Source organism: Donghicola sp. (assembly GCF_025210255.1).
In the GTDB taxonomy this organism is placed as follows: Bacteria; Pseudomonadota; Alphaproteobacteria; order Rhodobacterales; family Rhodobacteraceae; genus Donghicola; species Donghicola eburneus.
Map to the genome: position 1 here is coordinate 145,373 of NZ_JAOARZ010000029.1, position 20,964 is coordinate 166,336.

Annotated in this window: 16 protein-coding genes; 6 read left to right on the forward strand and 10 right to left on the reverse strand. The window is 55.8% G+C overall.

Annotated features, from left to right (window positions below; translation table 11 throughout):
* Window positions 1–24: 24 nt before the first annotated feature.
* Complete coding sequence (locus N4A58_RS14500) at window positions 25–333, reverse strand: hypothetical protein (protein ID WP_293710793.1); 309 nt, start codon at window positions 331–333, stop codon at window positions 25–27.
* A 219-nt stretch (window positions 334–552) separates the two neighbouring features.
* On the opposite strand from N4A58_RS14500, the gene N4A58_RS14505 reads away from it, so the two are divergent.
* Window positions 553–1,152, forward strand: coding sequence for a sugar transferase (locus tag N4A58_RS14505; RefSeq protein WP_293710795.1), 600 nt, complete (start codon window positions 553–555; stop codon window positions 1,150–1,152).
* 142 nt (window positions 1,153–1,294) lie between these two features.
* On the forward strand, window positions 1,295–3,178 hold the full coding sequence (locus N4A58_RS14510; protein ID WP_293710797.1) for a nucleoside-diphosphate sugar epimerase/dehydratase: 1,884 nt from the start codon (window positions 1,295–1,297) through the stop codon (window positions 3,176–3,178).
* A 22-nt stretch (window positions 3,179–3,200) separates the two neighbouring features.
* Here N4A58_RS14510 and N4A58_RS14515 read toward each other — a convergent pair whose 3' ends face one another.
* Window positions 3,201–4,280, reverse strand: coding sequence for a DUF2793 domain-containing protein (locus tag N4A58_RS14515; RefSeq protein WP_293710799.1), 1,080 nt, complete (start codon window positions 4,278–4,280; stop codon window positions 3,201–3,203).
* A 142-nt stretch (window positions 4,281–4,422) separates the two neighbouring features.
* Entirely contained in the window at window positions 4,423–5,463 is a 1,041-nt protein-coding gene (locus N4A58_RS14520; protein WP_177218590.1) for a polysaccharide biosynthesis/export family protein, read from the reverse strand.
* A gap of 228 nt (window positions 5,464–5,691) precedes the next feature.
* Between N4A58_RS14520 and N4A58_RS14525 the strand changes: the two genes are divergently transcribed.
* A complete protein-coding gene (locus N4A58_RS14525; protein WP_293710801.1) occupies window positions 5,692–6,513 on the forward strand; it encodes an NAD(P)-dependent oxidoreductase in 822 nt (273 codons plus the stop codon).
* A gap of 3 nt (window positions 6,514–6,516) precedes the next feature.
* Here the strand turns inward: N4A58_RS14525 and N4A58_RS14530 are convergent, their stop codons facing one another.
* The 4 genes from N4A58_RS14530 to N4A58_RS14545 all read right to left on the reverse strand — a co-directional run bounded on the left by N4A58_RS14530 (window position 6,517) and on the right by N4A58_RS14545 (window position 12,548).
* On the reverse strand, window positions 6,517–7,614 hold the full coding sequence (locus tag N4A58_RS14530) for a hypothetical protein (RefSeq protein WP_293710803.1): 1,098 nt from the start codon (window positions 7,612–7,614) through the stop codon (window positions 6,517–6,519).
* Window positions 7,615–7,740: 126 nt separating this feature from the next.
* Complete coding sequence (locus N4A58_RS14535) at window positions 7,741–9,531, reverse strand: M10 family metallopeptidase C-terminal domain-containing protein (RefSeq protein ID WP_293710805.1); 1,791 nt, start codon at window positions 9,529–9,531, stop codon at window positions 7,741–7,743.
* Window positions 9,532–9,989: 458 nt separating this feature from the next.
* Window positions 9,990–10,406 (reverse strand): heme-binding protein, encoded by a 417-nt coding sequence (locus N4A58_RS14540; protein WP_072709128.1) that lies wholly within the window; start codon window positions 10,404–10,406, stop codon window positions 9,990–9,992.
* Window positions 10,407–10,418: 12 nt separating this feature from the next.
* Window positions 10,419–12,548: a malate synthase G gene (locus tag N4A58_RS14545; RefSeq protein ID WP_293710808.1), complete on the reverse strand. Its 2,130-nt coding sequence runs from the start codon at window positions 12,546–12,548 to the stop codon at window positions 10,419–10,421.
* A gap of 98 nt (window positions 12,549–12,646) precedes the next feature.
* Between N4A58_RS14545 and N4A58_RS14550 the strand changes: the two genes are divergently transcribed.
* Window positions 12,647–13,432, forward strand: a complete 786-nt coding sequence (locus N4A58_RS14550) for an IclR family transcriptional regulator (RefSeq protein ID WP_293710810.1) — start codon at window positions 12,647–12,649, stop codon at window positions 13,430–13,432.
* Here the strand turns inward: N4A58_RS14550 and N4A58_RS14555 are convergent.
* On the reverse strand, window positions 13,420–14,328 hold the full coding sequence (locus N4A58_RS14555; protein ID WP_293710812.1) for an endonuclease/exonuclease/phosphatase family protein: 909 nt from the start codon (window positions 14,326–14,328) through the stop codon (window positions 13,420–13,422). The genes N4A58_RS14550 and N4A58_RS14555 overlap by 13 nt on opposite strands.
* Window positions 14,329–14,761: 433 nt before the next feature.
* On the opposite strand from N4A58_RS14555, the gene N4A58_RS14560 reads away from it, so the two are divergent.
* Entirely contained in the window at window positions 14,762–15,442 is a 681-nt protein-coding gene (locus N4A58_RS14560; protein ID WP_293710814.1) for a hypothetical protein, read from the forward strand.
* Between the two features lie 115 nt (window positions 15,443–15,557).
* On the opposite strand, the gene ilvD is transcribed toward N4A58_RS14560, so the two are convergent.
* Window positions 15,558–17,396, reverse strand: coding sequence for a dihydroxy-acid dehydratase (gene ilvD / locus N4A58_RS14565; RefSeq protein WP_293710816.1), 1,839 nt, complete (start codon window positions 17,394–17,396; stop codon window positions 15,558–15,560).
* A gap of 344 nt (window positions 17,397–17,740) precedes the next feature.
* Here ilvD and N4A58_RS14570 point away from each other — a divergent pair, with 344 nt between their 5' ends.
* A complete protein-coding gene (locus N4A58_RS14570; protein WP_293710818.1) occupies window positions 17,741–18,487 on the forward strand; it encodes a hypothetical protein in 747 nt (248 codons plus the stop codon).
* Window positions 18,488–18,524: 37 nt separating this feature from the next.
* Here the strand turns inward: N4A58_RS14570 and gyrB are convergent, their stop codons facing one another.
* Window positions 18,525–20,942, reverse strand: coding sequence for a DNA topoisomerase (ATP-hydrolyzing) subunit B (gene gyrB / locus N4A58_RS14575; RefSeq protein WP_293710820.1), 2,418 nt, complete (start codon window positions 20,940–20,942; stop codon window positions 18,525–18,527).
* Window positions 20,943–20,964: the final 22 nt, after the last annotated feature.

The window sequence follows — 20,964 nt, forward strand, 5'->3', positions numbered from 1 at the left end:
TTGAATTCCGCCTATCAGCACCAATTAGTTGGTGGTGGTGGTGGTGGTGGTCGAAGAATCGTCGCTCGAGTCGCTGTCTTGCGCGGCAAGGTACGATGCCAGAGCGGCACCAGTCAGAACAACACCGCCAACGATAACCAATGCGCTTGCGCCTGCAATGCCAGCCAGACCACCGGCCGCACCGCCGACACCCAGACCAACACCTGCGCCGCCACCTGCGCCGCCGCCTGCACCACCGGCCTGAGCCGCTGCAGCGTCTGCCTGTGCCAGAACTGCGGTCGAGGTCGAGGCTGCAAGAGCAAATGCAGCAGTAAGAGTAATAATCTTCTTCATCTTGCTATCTCCAAAGCGTGATTCCCCGTTCGCCCCAGACGCAAACAGGTCTAGCCTTATCCATTGCACAGGATTGTAAATTTGGCCAGCAACATTTGCTCTCAAGTTCAAGCTAAAAAAGGAAGTGTTGCAATTTCGATGAGGAATCGTGCAACAACATCTTGACCTCTCAGTTTCGGTCATCTTCTGCGACTACGACAGCTTCTAAGTGAATTTCCGATGCCGTTCTCAAAACGCCTGTTTGATTTGGTTTTTTCTTTGTTTTTGCTGCCATTTCTCGCGCCTCCTATCCTGCTGATATATTTAGCGATTATTGTAAGCGACGGTTTCCCAGGCTTTTATCGCTCCGAGCGCATGAAGGATGCATGCACGGGTTTCACTCTATTGAAGTTCAGGTCGATGAAAGTAGTGAGCCAAGACACCGGCGTATCAGGCGGAGATAAAACCGCTCGCATCTTTCCGGTGGGCAAGTTCCTGCGCAAGTATCGGCTAGATGAACTTCCGCAAATTTTTAACGTCATTCGCGGCGACATTAGTTTCGTGGGACCAAGGCCACCGTTACGACAATACGTCGAAAAATTCCCTGACATTTATACTCAGGTGTTGAGATCACGGCCAGGAATCACCGGAATGGCCACAATTTTCTACCACAAGCACGAAGAGTCACTCTTAAAATCTTGCGCCTCGGCCGAGGAGACCGACGCCATTTACTCTGACAGATGCGTCCCCCGTAAAGCGCAGCTCGATTTAATTTACCAAAGAAATAGAAACCTTTGCATGGACCTTTGGTTGATCAAAAAAACGGCTTTGCGCAAATAGTCGCCTGCGAATCCTCGAAACTCTGCCACAACTTTAGCTGTAAGGTGGCTTCGAGCGCGAGACTCGCGTATAGCAACAATAGAAGTGTTTTTACCTCGTAATTGTTTACCTGGTCTGTCGTCCCGGCATTCGGAAAATTTAAATGCTCATTTACAATCTGCTGATGCGGATGACCCGCGCACACAAGACACTCCTCATCCTCGCATTGGATGTGATCTTAGCGCCAATCTCCCTATACTGCGCATTCGAGCTAGTCGGTTTGTCATCAGCTGTTGTGGACCTGAATGCTATCGCAACGGCATTCCTCTTTGGCAGCGTTGCGCTCTTCGCAATGGGTGCTGCCCTTCTTCTTGGCCTGCATCGAGTACGTTTGAACAGCTACGATATGGCGTGTGCGGGCCTCAGTTCGTTGGCAGCGGTGACAGTTGCTGTGCTTGGCGCCGTCACTGTTCACCTCGCTGGAATTGATATACCGATTCGTGTCTGGATTGCCGCGGCAGCCTGCAACAGTCTATTAAGCATTGGGGCGCGTGCGCTCGTGCGACAGATGCTTCTAGCGGTTTATCGCAAGGGGGATAACCGTCTGCGAATTGTAATCTACGGTGCGGGGCAAACTGGCCAACAGCTGGCGGCTGCACTGAAGACTGACCGCTCGGTTGAGATTATCGGCTTTGTTGATGACAACCCTACCTTACAAAGCCAAACTATTTCCGGCCTAAAAGTTCACTCGCCAATCAAGGTCAAAGCGCTCTGCGACAAGCGCCAAGTGGATCGCGTGATCCTTGCGATGCCCTCGGTCAGCCTACCAAGGCAGCGTCAAATTTCCCGCCGCTTGAATGAGATGGGCTGTGAAACACGCCTGCTACCTTCTTTCGCGGATATGATGAACCGTACGGCCAATAGCGAAGAGCAGCGTTTCGACGCAAACGCGGTGTTGAACCGTGCTCGGTTGGAGGATCAGATTCCCGAAACCGGCGAAAGCTACGAAGGCAAGGTCGTGATGATCACCGGTGCAGGTGGTTCGATTGGCTCTGAGCTTTGCCGCCAGATCTTTTCCTGCAAGCCGAAGAAGATCGTGCTGGTCGATCATAGCGAATTTGCACTCTATGCGATTTCGAAGGAACTGCATGCACTGAATCGCAAAATCAAGATCGCCTCAGTCCTGATGTCAGTGACGGACCGGAAGGGCATCGAGCGAGTTATGCGGAGCAAAGGGGTTCAAGTCGTCCTTCATGCAGCCGCCTATAAACATGTGCCGATTGTCGAAAACAACGAACTCGCTGGTTTGTGGAACAATGTCTTTGGCACCAAAATCACAGCCGAAGCTGCGCGATCTGTAGGCGTGGAACGCTTTATCCTAGTTTCGACAGACAAGGCTGTGCGCCCATCAAACGTGATGGGCGCGTCAAAGCGATTGGCAGAGCTCGTGATACAAGATCTCGCGACGCGCAGCTCTGGGACGCGCTTTTCGATGGTCCGTTTCGGTAACGTACTTGGATCTTCAGGCTCAATCATTCCGCTCTTTGAAGAGCAAATTGCATCTGGCGGTCCGGTGACTGTTACGCACCCCGAGGTCACCCGTTTCTTTATGACCATCCCAGAGGCATCGCGACTTGTGCTGCTGGCAGGATCGTTCACGCGCGGTGGGGACGTTTTCGTTTTGGACATGGGGCAGCCCGTACGGATCGCGCAGGTCGCCCGTCAGATGATCGAAGCAGCGGGATATTCTGTACGCGATCATGACAACAAGGATGGCGATATCGAGATTCGCTATATTGGGATGCGCCCAGGAGAGAAATTGCACGAGGAATTACTCATCGGGCAGGACATGCTTACCACGCCCCACCCGAAAATCTTGCGCGCCAGAGAAGGGCGCTTGTCCGAAATCCAAGTCGCCTCCGCTTTGAATGACATCCGCCTCGCCATAGAAAGCGGAGATTCCGAAGCTGCGCGCGCCGCCGCTTTCAAGTGGTCAATGCCAACGGACGACTACAAGGACGCGTCGACAGCACAGCTGATTTCGTAAACGACCACTCGCCACGCCGGGCCTAAATCCAGCGCCCAATCGCAGTGCAGTGCAGTGTCAAGCTGCCTGTCACGGAGTAAGCGCTCAGGACCTGAACCTCTGCTTGGTGGCTGGCGGGTGCAGTCCCGCCCAAAGTCCCCCAAACGCCGCTTGCGCCGGACACGCTGACCGAAATGGAGGGCGGCTCTGCGAATTGCGCCGGGAACGTCCAAGTGGCAGCAGCCGAGCTATAGAGCGCGCCCATCGCGGAGGTTGCATCCGTCACATCAATAGTCCCCAAGCAAATTTGTGTGCCGTCCACAAATTTGACGACGGAACCGGCGCCAGAATGAGAAGACTCAATAATCGCGCCAGAGGGGACACCGTTGCTCATACCAACGGCACCGAGAACGTTGCCACGACAATAACCGTAGTCAGAGCGCATCAATCGCCCCTCGGTCGTATCCTCTGCCGAAGTCTGGACCGCAGCCCCTGTGAGGTGTCCAGTTTGTGGGTCTACCACGATCGCATCCAGCCAAGTCCCGCCATCAGCGGACACCTTTACGTGGACTGCGTCATCGCCACAGAGGCCAATCTCTGCGCGGCCGGACCAATTCGATTGCAGGACAAGGCTGGCTGTGTCGCCGGCACCCGCTTTGTTGACTTTGAGTTGATGGTTGTTGCCTTCGTGGGTCAGCAAAGTAGCCTGGGCGCTCACGATCAATCGGTTTGTCGTATCTGCTGTCGCATTAACACCAACCGCAGGCAGATTCTTGAGATCCAGCGGCACGGGTATCCAAGCGTCATTTTGATAGACGATATGCCTCTCGTTGGCAGCGTCCCAAGCAAACCAACCTTCTGAAGGCTGCAGGTAAACCCAACCGCTTTGGGTATAGGTCGCGACCATTCTAGGGTTGTTCACCCAATCGCCTGTTGCGCTGTCAGACGTGAAATAGCTATGGCCCACGACAGGCTCAGACGGCGGTGCTGCCTGAAAACTGCTCTGAAGCACCATCTGCACAGCCCCATCCAGCCGCAGAAGAGCCTCGTTATGGGTGACGTGTTTCTGGGCTTGGGCGGGCAGGATCATCGGCAGGTCAAGCCGAGGGGACGCGCTGGTCATGGACACTCTCCGTTTTTGCGATGCACGGAGAAAACCGACCCTAGGTTAACATGTCTGAAGGAACCTTGGCGCTGCATTCATCCCATTTTAACGGACACGGGCGCCCACAGACGCCCGCTTCGTGCTGCCAAGCAGAAATGGGTTAGTTCGCTAGATTCTGCGCCTGTACAAAGGTCGCCCCGCTTGCGCGGAACACATCAAGGAAGTTGTTGATCAAGACCAGTGGCGACTCCGAGGCGTAGACGATGTCGCCAGGGAAAACTTCGAACTTCTGTGCTGCGAACAATCCATCGGCGTTGGTCATATCCAACGCAAAGATCACCAAGTCTTTGTCCGGCCCGTGTGTATCGAGTCGCACAGCGTTGTGCTCATACTGGCGCAAAACGAGCAAACCCTTGGGGTTTGCGCGCGTGTCTGTCAGACCGCCAGCATTTGTGACTGCCTGAAGCGCTGTCATTGGCGGATACTTCAGAGGGACTTGCATCTCGCGTCCTGTCGCCCCCATGACTGTCACATTTTGGGGCAGATCGGTGACCAGTACCTTGTCGCCACCACGCAAAGCGGTATCCAGCGCACTGTTCTCGGTCAGCTCGGATGCAAAGATTTCGTAGGTCCCACCCCCACGCATCAGTCGAACCACAGGGTTCTGAATACTATCGGCTACACCACCCGCATCTGCGATCAAGTTTAAGACGCTGTAGCTCCGATCCGTCAGGGGATAAGCGCCTGGACGCGACACACCATCGACGGCACGCGCAATATTGTTCTGACCCGGCTGAGCAGAGACGAGCACTTGCACCGAAGGCGCGATGCTCTCCATCTGCCGCGCAATCGTGTTTCGAGCACTTTCGATCGTTTTGCCAGCAACTTGCACATTGCCGATATAGGGCAAGTAAACGCTGCCTCCGGATGAGACTCTGATATTCTGAACCCGCGCTTCTTTTTGTCCAGTGCCCGTCAACAGGGAGTCTTCTTGGCTATCCCAAATGCTCAGCGACAGGATATCGCCCGAGCGAATGATATAGTCGGACGCACCGCGGCTTCCGCCGATCCACCCATGCTTTAGACCGCCACCAGTCCGCGGCCACTTCTCGACCATGGCTAGGGAGGTGGGGTTCAGATCGACGACATCAAAGCTCGCGTCTTGGCTGTTAGAGCCCCTGAGAACTTCTGATTTTGTCACCGCACCTCGCGGAACGATACAGCCTGAGATGGCTGTAACCAGAACAAGGCTTAGAAAAAGGCGCAGCATTGGGAAACCTTAAAGCATTTATCAATTGGCTGAGTTGATGCCATTTTTTGCGCTTCGCTCCAAGACAAGCTTTGCGATCAAGGCTAGAAAGATGCTCAAGCAACACGGGATGTTTGCCAAAATCGGCGCAAATCATCCGATAGAGGGATATCATCAGGGATGCTCGAAACTCCGGTTCTGGTAACGGGTGCAAACGGTCAGGTCGGACGCCGCGTGCTAAAGGCGTGGAAGCGCGAGCGGCCGTCCTTTCACGTTGCAGCGGTCGCACGCGACAGCGGACCGATGTGGCAAGCGTGGACGCCAGACATGCCGCCCGTCGTTTCACAGGCTCGCGCTGTCGTTGGCCTTTGGGGTGTCTGTTTCGGAACGCTAGAAGAAACCCGCGTGAACCTTGATCTGGCACGCGCCGCGCAGTCACTGGCAACCCAAACCGGCGCGGATCGTGTGATCCATTTGTCGACGCAATCGGTCTATGGCCGCTCTTGCTTGTTGGCCAGAGAGACACAAGTGCTGACACCGGCAAGCCCTTATGGCCAAGCCAAGGCCGAAATGGAGGATATGCTACGCGGCACCGACGGGCCTCGGCCGATTATCCTGCGGGTTGCGAATGTGATCGGCGCAGATGCGATCTCTAGATCCTTGGCAGGTACAGCGCCCATCGTCCTAGATCGTTTTTCCGATGGCTCTGGGCCCGTCCGCAGTTTCGTTGGAATTGCGGATTTGGCACGGATCGTCGCAGCGTTGTGCACCTGCCCTCTCGAAGACTGCCCAGACATCCTGAATGTGGCCGCGCCTGTAGACCTGCCTATGAATGCGATTCTTGATGCTGCGGAACGCGATTTCCACTGGAAAGAAGCACCAGAGGGCGCATTGCCCGTCGCGACAGTTTCAACCCAAAAGCTGCAACAAAGCTGGTTGCCCCAGCCGCAGGCCTGTAGGGCTGAGGCGCTTTACCACGATTGGCAGATGTTCCGCGACTGACTGTTACAGCGCGAAATTCTCGATAAAGGTTCGGGCATCGGCGTCAGAAAGACACCGCAGATGCGACTTGAGCTTCAACACAGCCTCGGCAGTTGCCTCGGCCTCTGGAATGGGTCTCTCGCGGAGCATGTTCTGCAAGTTCGCAAAAAAGGGTGTTTGCCCCGTCATATCGCAGAGGAACTCATGAACATCCTCAAAACGGTCAAACATTTCGGCTCGAAGCGCAGAGCCATACATCTCGATGTCCGATGACTTCGGCAAATCGAGTTCAGGCGTTATGACTTCCAAGAAAGTTCGCAAATTTTGCGCAACTTCGGGCATCAGCTGTGCATTACCACGCCGCACAATCTCTTGCACCGCGCGGTGCATAGTGGGGTTCTGGGGCGCTGGCGTTGTCAGATTCTGAGGAAAGTTCAGACAAGACTGCTCTTTGAAGTCCGCGATGGTGCCTTCGGACCGCACCGCTGAGAAGTCCCGTAACACAAAGTCCGCTTCGGGCATCGCCCGTGCCCAAGGTTCCAAAATCTGACTGTAATCGAAATGCGTGGTGTCGTAATATGACTGCAATCCGCCACGCCCCAAGGAATGCAGTCGCTCGCCAGCCTTCAGGCGCTCTCCATGCCAGCTTGCCAGATAATTATCTACGCGGCGCAAGTTTGCGATAATCCGGAAATCAGCATCGGGGAATTCATCAATAAGGGTCTGAATCAAGCGGGGACTGATCACGCCAAATGTCGAGAACACTTCGGACGCGAGGATCACAGCCTCTGGCTGCACAAATTCGATCTGCTTTTTGATGGCACGAAACATCTGACGTGTGCGTGGCAGCCCAGTGTGCTTAGGCGGCACAAATCGGTTCTCGTCGACCTCGGAAATCATCTTGTAGGCAAAGGCATTGTGCGCCTCGCGGGCATTTACCGGCAGGGGAATATCGTCGATATCGCCAATGATCGCCTTGGAGACCATGAAAGATAGGCCCTCAGCCTCGATCATGGGATACAGAATGCCGGATTGGATCAGCCGCACGTAGTTCCGGTACAAAAAATCCTGAAGCTGACTGGAGCCCACTTTGTGCGGACCAATGAAAATCACAAATTGCATCTGCGCGAGTCTCCGCGGCTATCGGTCATCCGGATCGCACGCGTCGAAATGCAGTGGCGTGCTCCCTGTCCCTAGCGGCCTCGCTTGAAAAAGACCAGCATTGGGCGGGACGTAGCGCCTAAAGGATCAGAAAAGCTCGGAGTTGCTAATGATGGTGTCCAAATCAGTTACACCTTCGATCAGTAGCATGTCGCCCGAGTCGAACGTCAGCACGGCGTTGCCATCCACGACGCTGAGATGATCGCCAAGATCAAAGCTCTCGTCATCGCCATCCGTCCACAGGTTCGTCTTGAGCTTGAGCATATCGCCATCGCTTGCAGTGAAGTCCGTGATGGTGTCGCTGCCATGATTGGCCGAGAAGACAAACGTATCCGCGTCACTTCCGCCAGTGAGGGTGTCATCCCCCAGACCACCGATCAGAGTGTCATCGCCATCACCGCCACCCAAGGTATCGTTGCCAAGGTTGCCTAGCAGTCTGTCGTTACCTTTGTTTCCGTAGACTCGGTCGTCCCCGCTGCCACCAAGCACCTTGTCACGACCACCGCCGCCAAGCAGCAGGTCGTCGTCGCCTTGGCCAAAGAGCTTGTCACCCTTGCCATTGCCGGAAAGAGAGTCTTCCCCGTCACCGCCAAATAGCCTGTCTTTGCCGCGGCCACCCTGCAATGTATCCGCCCCTTGGCCCCCATACAGTCGGTCGTTCTGGCCATTGCCGACAAGCGAGTCATCTCCGATTCCACCGTAGAGCTGGTCTCGGCCACCGCCACCAAAGAGACGGTCGTTACCGTCTTCACCCTGCAACGTATCGTGACCCGCGTAACCATAGATGCGATCGCTGCCTTGGCCTGCGTTCATCAAGTTGTCAGCACCGTTGCCGGACAGGGTGTCGTTCCCCCCGCCAGAATAAACATTTTCGATGATGGTACCGCGAGCGATCGCGACGATGCCGTCATACCCACCCACATTCGAGAAGCTCTCCTGCGCCAAGTCGATGTAATCAGCGGTCGATAGCGTGCTGAAATCGATCGTATCCACACCGGACTCGTCATAGAACGTGATCGCAACAGCATCACCGCCGTATTTTGCCGAGGTCTGCCCCGTGATGGCGTCCTCCAACAGCTCGCCAAAGATATTGTTCAGATTTGTCCCGACCCCATAGACGGTATCGCCAGCTGTCGCAGAAGAGGACCCTGCCGCGCCATAGATCGTCTGGATCGCAAGGATGTCAGCCATCATCGCTGTCACAGGGTCAGCATAATCTCCGTCGATGGTCGGGTTTTCTGTCTGACTGAAGTAGGACATCACAGACATCTGGTAGCTGTCGTTCGCAAACACAGCGTCATCAGTGTAGGAGGCATAACCGTTGTAGTCGCCCATATGCCCCAGCCCCAAGGCATGACCTATCTCGTGGACATAAGTGCTGAACGCGTAGCTGTCGATTGTGGTACCGTAGGAGTCGAGCCAGCTCTCTGACACGTTTACAAAGGCGCTCGTAATCGTCTCTCCAGTGTAGCTGGTGTTGCAGTAGGCGCCCGAATAATCGTCCGAGAAAGTAATATCCGCAGTGCTCGTCGTCTCGATGAATTGGATGTCGGCAACCATTTCCCACATCTCAAAGGCCCATCTGGCCAACTGCTGGCCTTCGGACGTGAGGTCCGTAAGATCCACAGTAATGACCGTAGTCGAATTCCCGTCCGCAAAGGACCGCTGCGGGGCCCCGCTCCCTGCCCAATACCCTTCGATCAGATAATCAGCCAGATCATCCAACGTCCCGTCTGTAAGCTCTGCACTAGAGCCAGACGATCCGCTCGAAAAACTTACGCTATCCGTGCCAGTCGTGGCATCTTCGACCGTCAAATCAGAGGGGGGAAAATCGCAATCCCCTGTCTGAGGTCTGAGTTCTTGGCAGATGGTGCACATGGTGTCCCCGGTCCGAATAATGGGCTGTGAAAAGCACTGAGAATTTAACTTCCCAACCTTGATCAAAGCTTACGGTTTATTTGGGACGGACCAATGGCATTGCCCTTGTTTTAAAGGCTATTTTGGGGTTTCATTCGGACAGGACCTCCCCATTTGCGTAGCATTTCTGGCCAATTAAGGCAGCATTTGAGGGGTATCTCTCACCATTACAGACAAGCCAATACAGCGTTGGGATAAGTTCAGCCACATTCGAGAGGGGCTTATAAACTTAGGGGGAATTAATACGACCCGACGAACGTGTCCGGCTACGTAGGTCGCGCAGCAATGTTAATTTAAAATTACATATTTCGCCAAAATGTTGAGCAAAATGCGGCAGATGCAGGTTTCAAGAGCCTCAAACGAAAAGCGGCCCCCAAAACGGGAGCCGCCAAATTTTAACTACTTTTCGAGCGATCTGATCAGATACCCAGCGCAGTGATTCCCGCCTGAGCGACCTCCATATCCTGCGCGGGCGTACCCGAACTGACACCGATTCCCCCGACGCACGCGCCATCGACCATGACCGGAAGGCCGCCACCAACAACCATCAAGCGACCGCCAATGGCGCTGTTAATGCCGTGGGTTGGGCCCTCGGGCTGGCTAATCGCGCCGTATTCGTGAGTCGCCTTCTTGGCGCCCGACGCGGTAAAGCTCTTGTCGATCGCGATAGTGGTGCTGGTGACTTTGCCACCGTCCATGCGTTCGAACGCGATCAGGTTGCCGCCGTCATCGGTGATCGCGATGCACATGGGCACGCCAATCTCCTCGGCTTTGGCGCGGGCACCAGCGAGCATCTTGGTTGCGTCTGCCAGATCTAGGCGTTGTACAGTCATCATGATCGTCTCTCCTTAGCTTGCTTTGGCCACGCGGCGCGCTGCGTGCAGAAGCGGTTCGGTATAGCCCGAAGGTTGCTCGGCCCCCTTAAACACCAGATCGCAGGCCGCTTGGAACGCGGGACCATCATAGGCAGGTGCCATTGCAGTGTAGGCAGGATCATTTGCGTTCTGAGCGTCCACCTTCAGCGCCATGCGCTTGAGCGAATCCAAAACCTCTTGCTCCGAGCAGATGCCGTGCATCAGCCAGTTCGCCAAATACTGAGAGCTGATACGCAGGGTTGCGCGGTCTTCCATCAGGCCAACGTCGTTGATGTCCGGCACCTTGGAGCAGCCGATGCCCATGTCGACCCAACGCACAACGTAGCCAAGGATCGACTGGCACGAATTGTCCAGTTCCCGAGTGACTTCTGCATCGGACAGGTTGCGGCCAATCATCAGCGGCGGGGTGAGCAGCGCATCGCGGCTGGCCTTCTCGCGGCCTTTCAGCTCTTCCTGCAAAGAGGCCACATTCACCTGATGGTAATGGGTCGCGTGCAAAGTCGCAGCCGTGGGGCTGGGAACCCATGCGGTGTTTGCACCGGCTTTGGGGTGGCCGATTTTGACCTCCAGCATTTCGGCCATCGCGTCGGGCTTGGCCCACATGCCTTTTCCGATTTGGCCCTTGCCGTCCATGCCAGCGGTTAGGCCCGCGTCCACGTTCCCGGCCTCATAAGCGGTCAGCCAAGCGGCATCCTTCATTTCACCCTTCGGGATCACAGGACCCGCATACATTGAGGTGTGGATTTCGTCGCCAGTCCGGTCAAGGAAGCCAGTGTTGATGAACACGCAGCGCTCTTTGACTTCTTTGATACAGGCCAAAAGGTTCGCCGAGGTGCGGCGCTCTTCGTCCATCACACCAAGTTTCACGGTGTTGCGCGCCAGACCAAGGATATCTTCAACGCGCCCGTACATCTCGTTGGCAAAAGCCACCTCGTCGGGGCCGTGCATCTTGGGCTTCACGACGTAAACTGAACCTGCGCGCGAGTTGTTGTTGGCGGATTTCGCCAGATCGTGCATCGCGGCGGCCACAGTCACTGCGGCGTCCAGCATGCCCTCGGGGGTTTCTTGTCCATCCAGCAGCACTGCGTCGGTAGTCATCAGGTGGCCCACGTTCCGGACCAACAGCAGAGCACGGCCGGGGTGGATGGCAGGCTTGCCCTCGGGCGTCAGGTAGGTAACGTCAGGGTTCAGCGTGCGGGTCAGTTGTTTCCCGCCCTTTTCAAAGCTTTCTGCCAGGTCGCCTTTCATCAGCCCCAGCCAGTTGGCATAGGCAACGCACTTGTCCCCGGCGTCCACGGCCGCAACCGAATCTTCGCAGTCTTGAATCGCGGTCAGAGCACTTTCCAGACGGATATCAGAGATACCTGCAGGATCGTCCTTGCCGATGGTCGAGTTAGGGTCGATCACGATCTCGATCAGCAGACCATTCTGGCGCAGGAACACGTTGCCGCGCTCGTTGTAACCAGCCAGCTGTGCGGGATCAGCCAGAGCAGTTTCAGCACCGCCGACTGTGGCCACCAGCGCACCATCGCGCACCTCAAGTGCCTGGACGTCGGCCCAAGAGCCATTTGCCAGCGAGGTCGCTTTGTCTAGATGTGCACGCGCCCAAGCGATGACCTGAGCACCGCGCGCCGCGTCATAGCCTTTGCCCTCGGGCTGGCCTTCGATCGCGTCGGTGCCATACAGCGCATCATAGAGCGAGCCCCAGCGTGCGTTGGCCGCATTCAGGGCAAAGCGTGCATTCATCACAGGAACAACCAGCTGCGGTCCGGCGATGGTTGCGATTTCAGGGTCAACGTTCTGGGTATCCACGGTGAACGGCGCGGGTTCATCCACGAGATAGCCAATCTCTTTCAGGAACGACTGATATTCAGCTGCATCGATTGTCTGGCCCTGACGCTCTTTGTACCAAGCATCAATCTGCTGCTGCAGATCATCGCGCTTGGCCAAAAGTGCGGCGTTCTTGGGCATCAGGTCACGCAGCATCTGCGCATAGCCCGACCAGAACACGTCGGGGGTTACGTTCAACAGCACTTGCTCTTCGATCAGTGCGGCCAGCGGTGCGGCAACCTGCAGACCTTGGCGCTCAACATAATTGGTCATGGCGTCCTCCATTTCTGAGAAGACAGATAGCGCGCTGTATCGAAATGCGTGACAAATGGAAAAAGGTTTTTCACAATGTGGAAAACACGAGGTCGAAAATGAAAAGCCCCAAAGATGGTGTTCAGTCAGTTAGCCGCGCTCTAATCTTGCTGCAGGAATTAGCGCGCTCGGATGATGGGTTGCGGGTTTCTGATCTGGCGCGGACCACGGGCTTGGCTGTATCGACCGCCCACAGATTGCTGACCACGCTCGAACAACTTGGCTTTGCGCAATTCGAGCCAGAGACAACACTGTGGCATGTGGGCAGAGAGGCATATGCCGTTGGTTCCGCCTTTGGTCGGCGGCGTAACTTTGTGGCGCCTGCGCTGCCTTTTCTCAAGCGACTCCGAGATGTTACACGTGAAACGGCCAATTTGGGCATCCTCGATGGCAACCAGCTCGTCACTATCAGTCAAGTCGAGAGCCGAGAGATCATGCGCGCCATCTCGAACCCCGGCGGGCAAGTGCCCGTGTTCTGCAGTGGCATGGGCAAAGCGATCGTCGCGACATGGACGGATGAAGACATCAAGGCACTTGCAGAACGCGCTGGCTTGCCGCCGATGACCTCGAAAAGTTTGCGATCCATGGACGAGGTTTTCGTCGATATCCACAGAACCCGAGAGCGTGGATATGCTCTGGATGACGAAGAACACGTGACCGGCCTACGTTGCGTCGCAGCCGAGGTCTGGTCCCCCCAAGGCGAGGCGGTGTGCGCAATCAGTGTCAGCGGATTGGCCGCCCGGCTCACCGATGCGCGACTTGATTCGATTGGACAACAGATCCGCAAGGCAGCGAACGAACTCACCCAACAGCTGGGGGGCACGCCACAGAATCACTCAAGGTAAACGTCGGAGAGCAACGGATAGTGATCCGATGGATACTCGCCTAGGAACTTCTGCCGGACGACAACAGGCGTGGTCGCCAAGCGGATGTTTTCGGAAAAGCCCATGTGATCGATTGCGGCAAACAAATGCAACCCGCGATTAAAGTGGAAGGTAGATCCAGCAATCTGCGGAATGTTCAAACCACGACGTGCCAAGACGCGCAGGGGCCGCATCCCGTCCCACGAATTGAAGTCGCCCATTAGAACCACGTGATCCCCATCCGCCATCCAGGGGTCGATGTGCTGGCTGATCAATTCAGCCGATTTACGGCGGTTTTTCTGGTTACAGTAGTCGAGGTGCATGTTCACGACACGAAGCGTTTGGCCTGTCGCCTTTACTCGCAGCTTCACCCAAGATGCGAAGTAGGGATAGCCGCCGATCTCGCAGGTGTGGCGCATCCGCTTGTATGTCTCGGGAAAGGCAAAGGACCCCTCGTCCAGCAATTCAAACCGGCTTGTGCGGTAAAAAATAGGCTGGGTCATTGGGCAATAGGTCCAGTCCCCGCGCGCAGCATAGCTATACTCGGGGTTGCGTTCGAGCAGATAGTCACGTGCCAGATTGACCTCATCACCATTCTCTGAGGCAAAGCTTTCCATCTCTTGAAAAGTGATGATATCCGGCCCGATCGCGCGAAATGCAGTGTTCAAGGGCTCTTTGCGGCGATGCCAATCCTCAATCGACCACTGACCGGTTTCTTCCTGAAGCTTGATGTAATGCACATTATATGTGGCCAGCCGGATCGAATTTGCCGGCTGCGGAGGAATCGGGTGCTTCTCTGAGTGGAGCCAGTGCGATGCCGAAACCAGTACCAAGAGCAGCACAATCGCCCCAAGAATCACCCCTATCGCTAAAATCATATCCCTCGCCACCGCTGTTATAAGTCGTTCGGTGGCTTAACTAACCAACACGCATAGCGTTCCATTCAAACGCGCATCAATCTTTGCCATGTCTCGGGTACACGACTTCGATGGGGCACAACGCGACTTCTGCGCGACATACATCTTTTGATGTATTTTCTGCAAAACGTCTGACTACATTCTTCGGTCTACATTTAGCCATCTGAGCAAGTCGTAAGTCTCGCCATAGGTATAGATACGTCCGTACGGACACCGAGTCTCCCCTTCGCGCCATTCCCCTTAGTCGAAAACGCAGAGGCTCTCACCAATGGCGGTCGGGCAATCCCCGTAGAAACCCATCAATATAAGGCTACTCCGGCAGCCAAGACATTGACCGGAGCGGGTTGGGCCCGCTGGGACCGACCCTCCTTGAAGCCAATTGAAGGGGACTGTCATGTTCGGGACCGCCAAGAAGATCACCACCAAAGCTGCTCTTCTGTTAGCTGTAGTTTCTGGTTTGGCTGCTCCGGCATTTGCGGCGAAACCACCCTCGGCGCGCCAGCTTGCGCAACTCTGCGGTCAGGCGCCAATCGTGAGGGTTGTCGAAAACATTCACCAGCCCGTCGTGACCACCCGGAAACCAGCAAGCTACAGCAAAAAAATCAAAGCAGGCTGGCGGATCCAAGGTCTGGCAGAGCTAAAGCGATCCTTCAAAGCGAACTTCCAATGGGAAATGCTGAATACCGCTGCGGGGTCATGCCTACGGATCAAATCGGTCCAAGTGCAAACCGGCGTGATACAGCCCCAGATCTGGATCAACCCCCGCATCCGCCGCAACAGCTGCGAGTATAAAGTCACGTTGAACCATGAACTGCAGCATGTGCAGAACCACAACGCCTATATTCGCCAATTCAGCAACGATGTGCGTCGCAATCTGGCCTCTCGTCTGCGGAATAAGAGTGGTATGGTGATCAAAGCAGGCACCGACACCCGCGCCGCCAAAGACATCCTGATGCAGCGCACAATGGACATCCTCTACGCGTCGAACCGTAGTTTTGACGCCATCGCAGACTCCAAAGATCGTGCGATGGACACCGAAACGAACTATCGCCGCGAATACAACATCTGCCGCTGAGGCACGAGATTACCCAAGGCTTCGACGTTCCCTCGTACCATTACGAAGCCCAAACTAAAGCCCCGTCGCACTCTCGTGGACGGGGCTCTTTTTTGCGTGTCGCTTGGCGAAGGACTTATTCCGGAAGGACGCGCACCGCACCCTTGTCGGCGGACGAGGCAAAGGCGGCGTAAACCTTCAGCGCTTGGCTGACCTTGCGCTTGCGTGTCTCTTCAGGTTTCCAGCCCGCTGCATCCTGAGCCGTACGGCGCGCAGCCAGTTCGACCTCGTCCACCGCCAGATTGATAGTGCGGTTCGGGATGTCTATTTCGATGATGTCACCGTCACGCACCAAGCCGATGGTGCCGCCAGCAGCCGCTTCGGGCGACGCATGACCGATCGACAGCCCAGACGTGCCACCCGAGAAGCGACCGTCAGTGATCAGCGCGCAGTCTTTGCCCAGACCTTTGGATTTCAGATAGCTGGTCGGGTACAGCATTTCCTGCATGCCCGGACCACCTTTGGGGCCTTCGTACCGGATCACAACAACTTCGCCAGCCTTTACCTGATTGTTCAGGATGCCATAGACAGCGCTGTCTTGGCTTTCAAAAACCTTGGCGGGACCGGTGAACTTCAGGATCGACTCGTCAACGCCCGCAGTTTTCACGATGCAGCCATCAAGTGCGATATTCCCCTTCAGTACGGCCAAGCCGCCATCCTCGGAGAAGGGCGCTTCGACCGAGCGGATCACACCGCCGGTTCGGTCGGTGTCCAGATCAGGCCAAATGCTGCTTTGGCTGAACGCGGTCTGCGTTGGGACACCGCCCGGTGCGGCAAGGAACAGCTCGCGCGCTGCATTGTTTTGCGACACAGCGATATCCCATTGGTCGATCGCGTCGCCCAATGTCGGCGCATGAACAGTCGAACAGCTGGTGTCGATCAGTCCGCCCCGGGCCAGTTCGCCAAGAATACCGATGATGCCACCAGCGCGGTGGACGTCTTCCATGTGGACGTCAGCCTTGTTCGGCGCGACCTTGCACAGGCACGGCACCCGGCGCGACAGAGCGTCGATATCGTCCATAGTGAAGTCCACACCACCTTCGATCGCGGCAGCAAGGATGTGCAGAACGGTGTTGGTCGAACCGCCCATTGCGATATCCAGCGCCATCGCGTTTTCAAACGCAGACTTGGTGGCGATATTACGAGGCAGAACACTCGCGTCATCTTCATCATAGTAACGCTTGGTGATCTCTACGATGCGGCGGCCAGCTTCGAGGAACAGGTTTTTCCGAGCCGAGTGAGTAGCCAATGTTGAACCGTTGCCAGGCAACGACAGCCCCAAGGCTTCGGTCAAACAGTTCATCGAGTTCGCGGTGAACATACCAGAGCACGAACCGCAGGTCGGGCATGCCGCTTCTTCGATCGCCATAAGGTCCGAGTCAGAGACTTTGTCGTCCGCTGCTGCAACCATAGCGTCTACGAGATCCAGCGATACTTCGCGCCCGTCGCCCAGAGTCACTTTGCCAGCTTCCATAGGGCCGCCCGAAACAAAGATCGCGGGGATGTTCAGGCGCATAGCGGCCATCAACATGCCGGGCGTGATCTTGTCACAGTTCGAGATACATACCATCGCGTCGGCGCAATGCGCGTTCACCATGTATTCAGTGCTATCTGCGATCAGTTCGCGAGAGGGCAGCGAATAAAGCATGCCATCGTGGCCCATCGCGATGCCGTCATCAACTGCGATCGTGTTGAACTCTTTCGCAATGCCGCCAGCTGCCTCAACTTCGCGGGCAACCAACTGCCCAAGATCCTTGAGGTGAACGTGACCGGGCACAAACTGGGTAAAGCTGTTGACGATGGCAATGATCGGCTTGCCAAAATCAGTGTTCTTAACACCGGTTGCACGCCAGAGGCCACGGGCCCCTGCCATGTTACGGCCGTGGGTGGTTGTACGTGAACGATATGCGGGCATGTCTTTCGCTTTCAGTCTAGCTATCGCACAGACACCTGCACCCCAGAGACGGAAAAATCAACCACAGGCAGCCCGAGTCCAACGCAAATTGATGCGATTTTCCGACCGATAGGTTTTCAAAAATTGCGCTGCACTGCGGAAACGCGACGCATTATTTCAGATTTGCGCTGCGCCCCTCGTTTGTTAGCGACCGGAAACACAAAGGAAATCCACATCTCTGCAAATTCAATTTAACTATTTTGTCGCTTATTGGAACTTTCAGATCGTTAGTTGCGTCTATAAACCATAGGTAGTTATCGGTTTCCTGTCATAGAGAGAACAAAAACAACCAAGGGAAATTGGCTATGCAGACGCCAAAGAGCAAGTTCCCTAACGATTATACCTTTTGCATGACGCAGCGCGACACGCGCGACCTTGATTTCGGCACTGTTCTACGAACGACGTTTTTCATGTTGGCGTTGGTCCTGTCGTCTGCTCCCACCTTTGTGTGGTCAGCACAGAAACTCAGTCCTTCGCTTAGTGCGCAATGCGCACGCGCGCCGCAGATCATCATACGCGCCCAATCTACCCAAGCCAAAATTGTAAGAAATCAACCAACTGGAGCACGCTCTGCACTGAGAGCGGGTTGGAGGATACAAGGCTTGACGAAATTTGACCGCGATACCCATGTGACGTTCCAATGGGAAAAAATTCGCGATCGGTCAGGCTCCTGCATCCGAGTAAAGGAAATGCAGGTGATGATCGGGGAGCACCAACCTAATATTTGGCTCGCGCCTTCGATCACCCATAACGCATGCCTCAGGGAAGTCGTCCTTGCGCATGAGTTCGAGCATGTCGCCCACCACAAAACTTACTCTGATCAGCTCAAACGCGCGCTCAACCGTAAATTGCGATTTCTGATCCGCGGCAGAATGCACTTGCCACTTGCAAGTTCAACTTCCGAGAGTGCTGCGAAAAAGGAATTGGAGCGGCGTGCGAAGCTAGCAGTTCTAAAATTGCAAAAGCCTTTGGAGCATGCTGCACGGCAGAAAGACAGACGCATAGATACCCCCCAACACTACGCACAAGAGCTTGCGAAGTGTGGGCTCTAAAAACAAAGGGCGGTGACTGTGCACCGCCCTTTCTGATTTAGAAGTCCAGATTTTCAACGCTAAGTGCGTTCTGTTGGATGAACTCGCGCCGCGGTTCGACCACATCCCCCATCAGCTTGGTAAACAGATCGTCGGCTTCGGCCACGTCGTCGATTTTCACCTGCAAGAGGGTCCGCGCATTTGGGTCCAGAGTTGTTTCCCACAGCTGCTCGGGGTTCATCTCACCCAGACCTTTATAGCGCTGTAGCGACAGGCCTTTCTCGCCTTCACTCAGGATCGCGTGCAACAGGTCAAGCGGACCGTAGATCATCTGCGACCGCTCTTTGCGCCATAACTTCGCGGGCTTGCCGTACACGTCCTGCATCGACTCAGTCATGGAGCCGACGCGGCGCGCTTCGCCCGACCGTAAAACGGGGCCATCGAGGGTCCGCGCCTCTTCGACGCCGCGCAGAATACGGCTCAGGCGCATGCCACGGTCCTGCGTCGGGCGCCCCTGCCATCCACGCTCATATTCCAGCGCAATCATGTCCAGACGCGCCGCGACGGTGTCACACATGCCTTGCAGGTCCGCATCAATCGCACCCGGGACGAAGGCCCCAGCAATCGCTGCTTGTTCCAGAATGTGGCGCGGATAATGGGTCGGAAAGGCATCGAGGATGCGTTTGACCGAACGGGCTTCTTCGACGACGCGGACCAAATCCTGTCCCACGATCTCTTCGCCGTTGCCCATGCGCAGGCTCGCGCCATCGACGCCCTGCTGGATCAAGTAATCCTCCAGCGCGGGATGATCCTTGAGGTAAACCTCTGATTTACCACGCGCCACTTTGTAGAGCGGTGGCTGCGCGACATACAAGAAGCCGCCCTCAATCAATTCTGGCATCTGGCGGTAGAAGAATGTCAGCAGCAGCGTTCGAATGTGCGCGCCATCGACGTCCGCATCCGTCATAATGACGATCTTGTGGTACCGTAGCTTGTCGATGTTGAACTCGTCACGGCCAATGCCAGTGCCAAGCGCCATCACAAGGTTACCGATTTCCTGACTCCCGAGCATACGGTCGAAACGCGCACGCTCCACGTTCAGGATTTTACCGCGTAGGGGCAGGATCGCCTGTGTACCACGGTCACGACCTGTCTGAGCGGAACCGCCAGCAGAGTCACCCTCCACCAGGAAGAGTTCGGTCTTGGACGGATCTTTTTCCGAACAATCCTTGAGCTTACCGGCAAGGAAATTCACATCCATCGCGGTCTTGCGGCGAGTCAGTTCACGCGCCTTGCGGGCCGCTTCACGGGCCAGAGCGGCCTCAATGATCTTGCCCACTACTTGCTTGGCGATGTTCGGGTTTTCCTCGAACCACTCTGACAGCTTTTCGTTCATCAAGCTCTCAACAGCGGGACGCACTTCGGAGCTGACAAGCTTGTCTTTGGTCTGCGAGCTGAACTTGGGGTCCGGCACTTTGACCGACAGAACCGCCGTCAGGCCTTCGCGCGCATCATCCCCAGAGAAGGTCACCTTCTCTTTCTTGGCGATGCCAGAGGTCTGCGCATAGCTGTTGATGGTCCGCGTCAGAGCACCACGGAAACCCGCCATATGCGTACCACCATCGCGCTGCGGGATGTTGTTGGTAAACGGCAGCACCATCTCGTTGTAGCTGTCGTTCCACCACATCGCGACTTCGACGCCGATGCCATCTTTTTCACCGGTCATAAAGATCGGCTCTTCGATCATCGAGGTCTTGCTGCGGTCCAGGTATTTCACGAACTCGCGCACACCTCCTTCGTAGAACAGCTCCGTGCGCAGGGGCTCCGCAGGACGCTCGTCCTCTAGGATAATCCGCACACCAGAGTTCAAGAATGCCAGCTCGCGCAGCCGGGTTTCCAGCGTTTTGAAGATGTAATCAAGGTTCGAGAACGTATCGGTCGAAGCAAGGAAACGCACCTCTGTGCCCTTCTGACCCTCGGCGTCGCCGACAACGCGCAAGTGCTCGGCAGTCTCGCCGCGTACGAACTTGGCGTAATGCTCTTTACCATTGCGCCAGATGCGTAGTTCTAACCAGTCGGACAGAGCGTTCACGACCGAAACACCCACGCCGTGCAGACCGCCCGAGACCTTGTAAGAGTTGCTATCAAACTTACCGCCAGCGTGCAGCTGGGTCATGATCACTTCGGCTGCGCTCACACCTTCTTCTGCGTGCATATCGACCGGAATGCCGCGCCCGTTGTCTCGGACAGAAACAGAATTATCGGCATGGATTTTCACGTTCACGGCGGTCGCGTGACCGGCTAACGCTTCGTCAATGCCATTGTCCACGACCTCGTACACCATGTGGTGCAGACCGCTGCCGTCATCGGTGTCCCCGATATACATGCCAGGGCGCTTGCGAACAGCATCCAAGCCCTTGAGAACTTTGATAGAATCGGCGCCGTATTCTTCCGGTCGCTGAGTGGTATCGGACATGCAGGGTTCCCCTTGTTCTTTG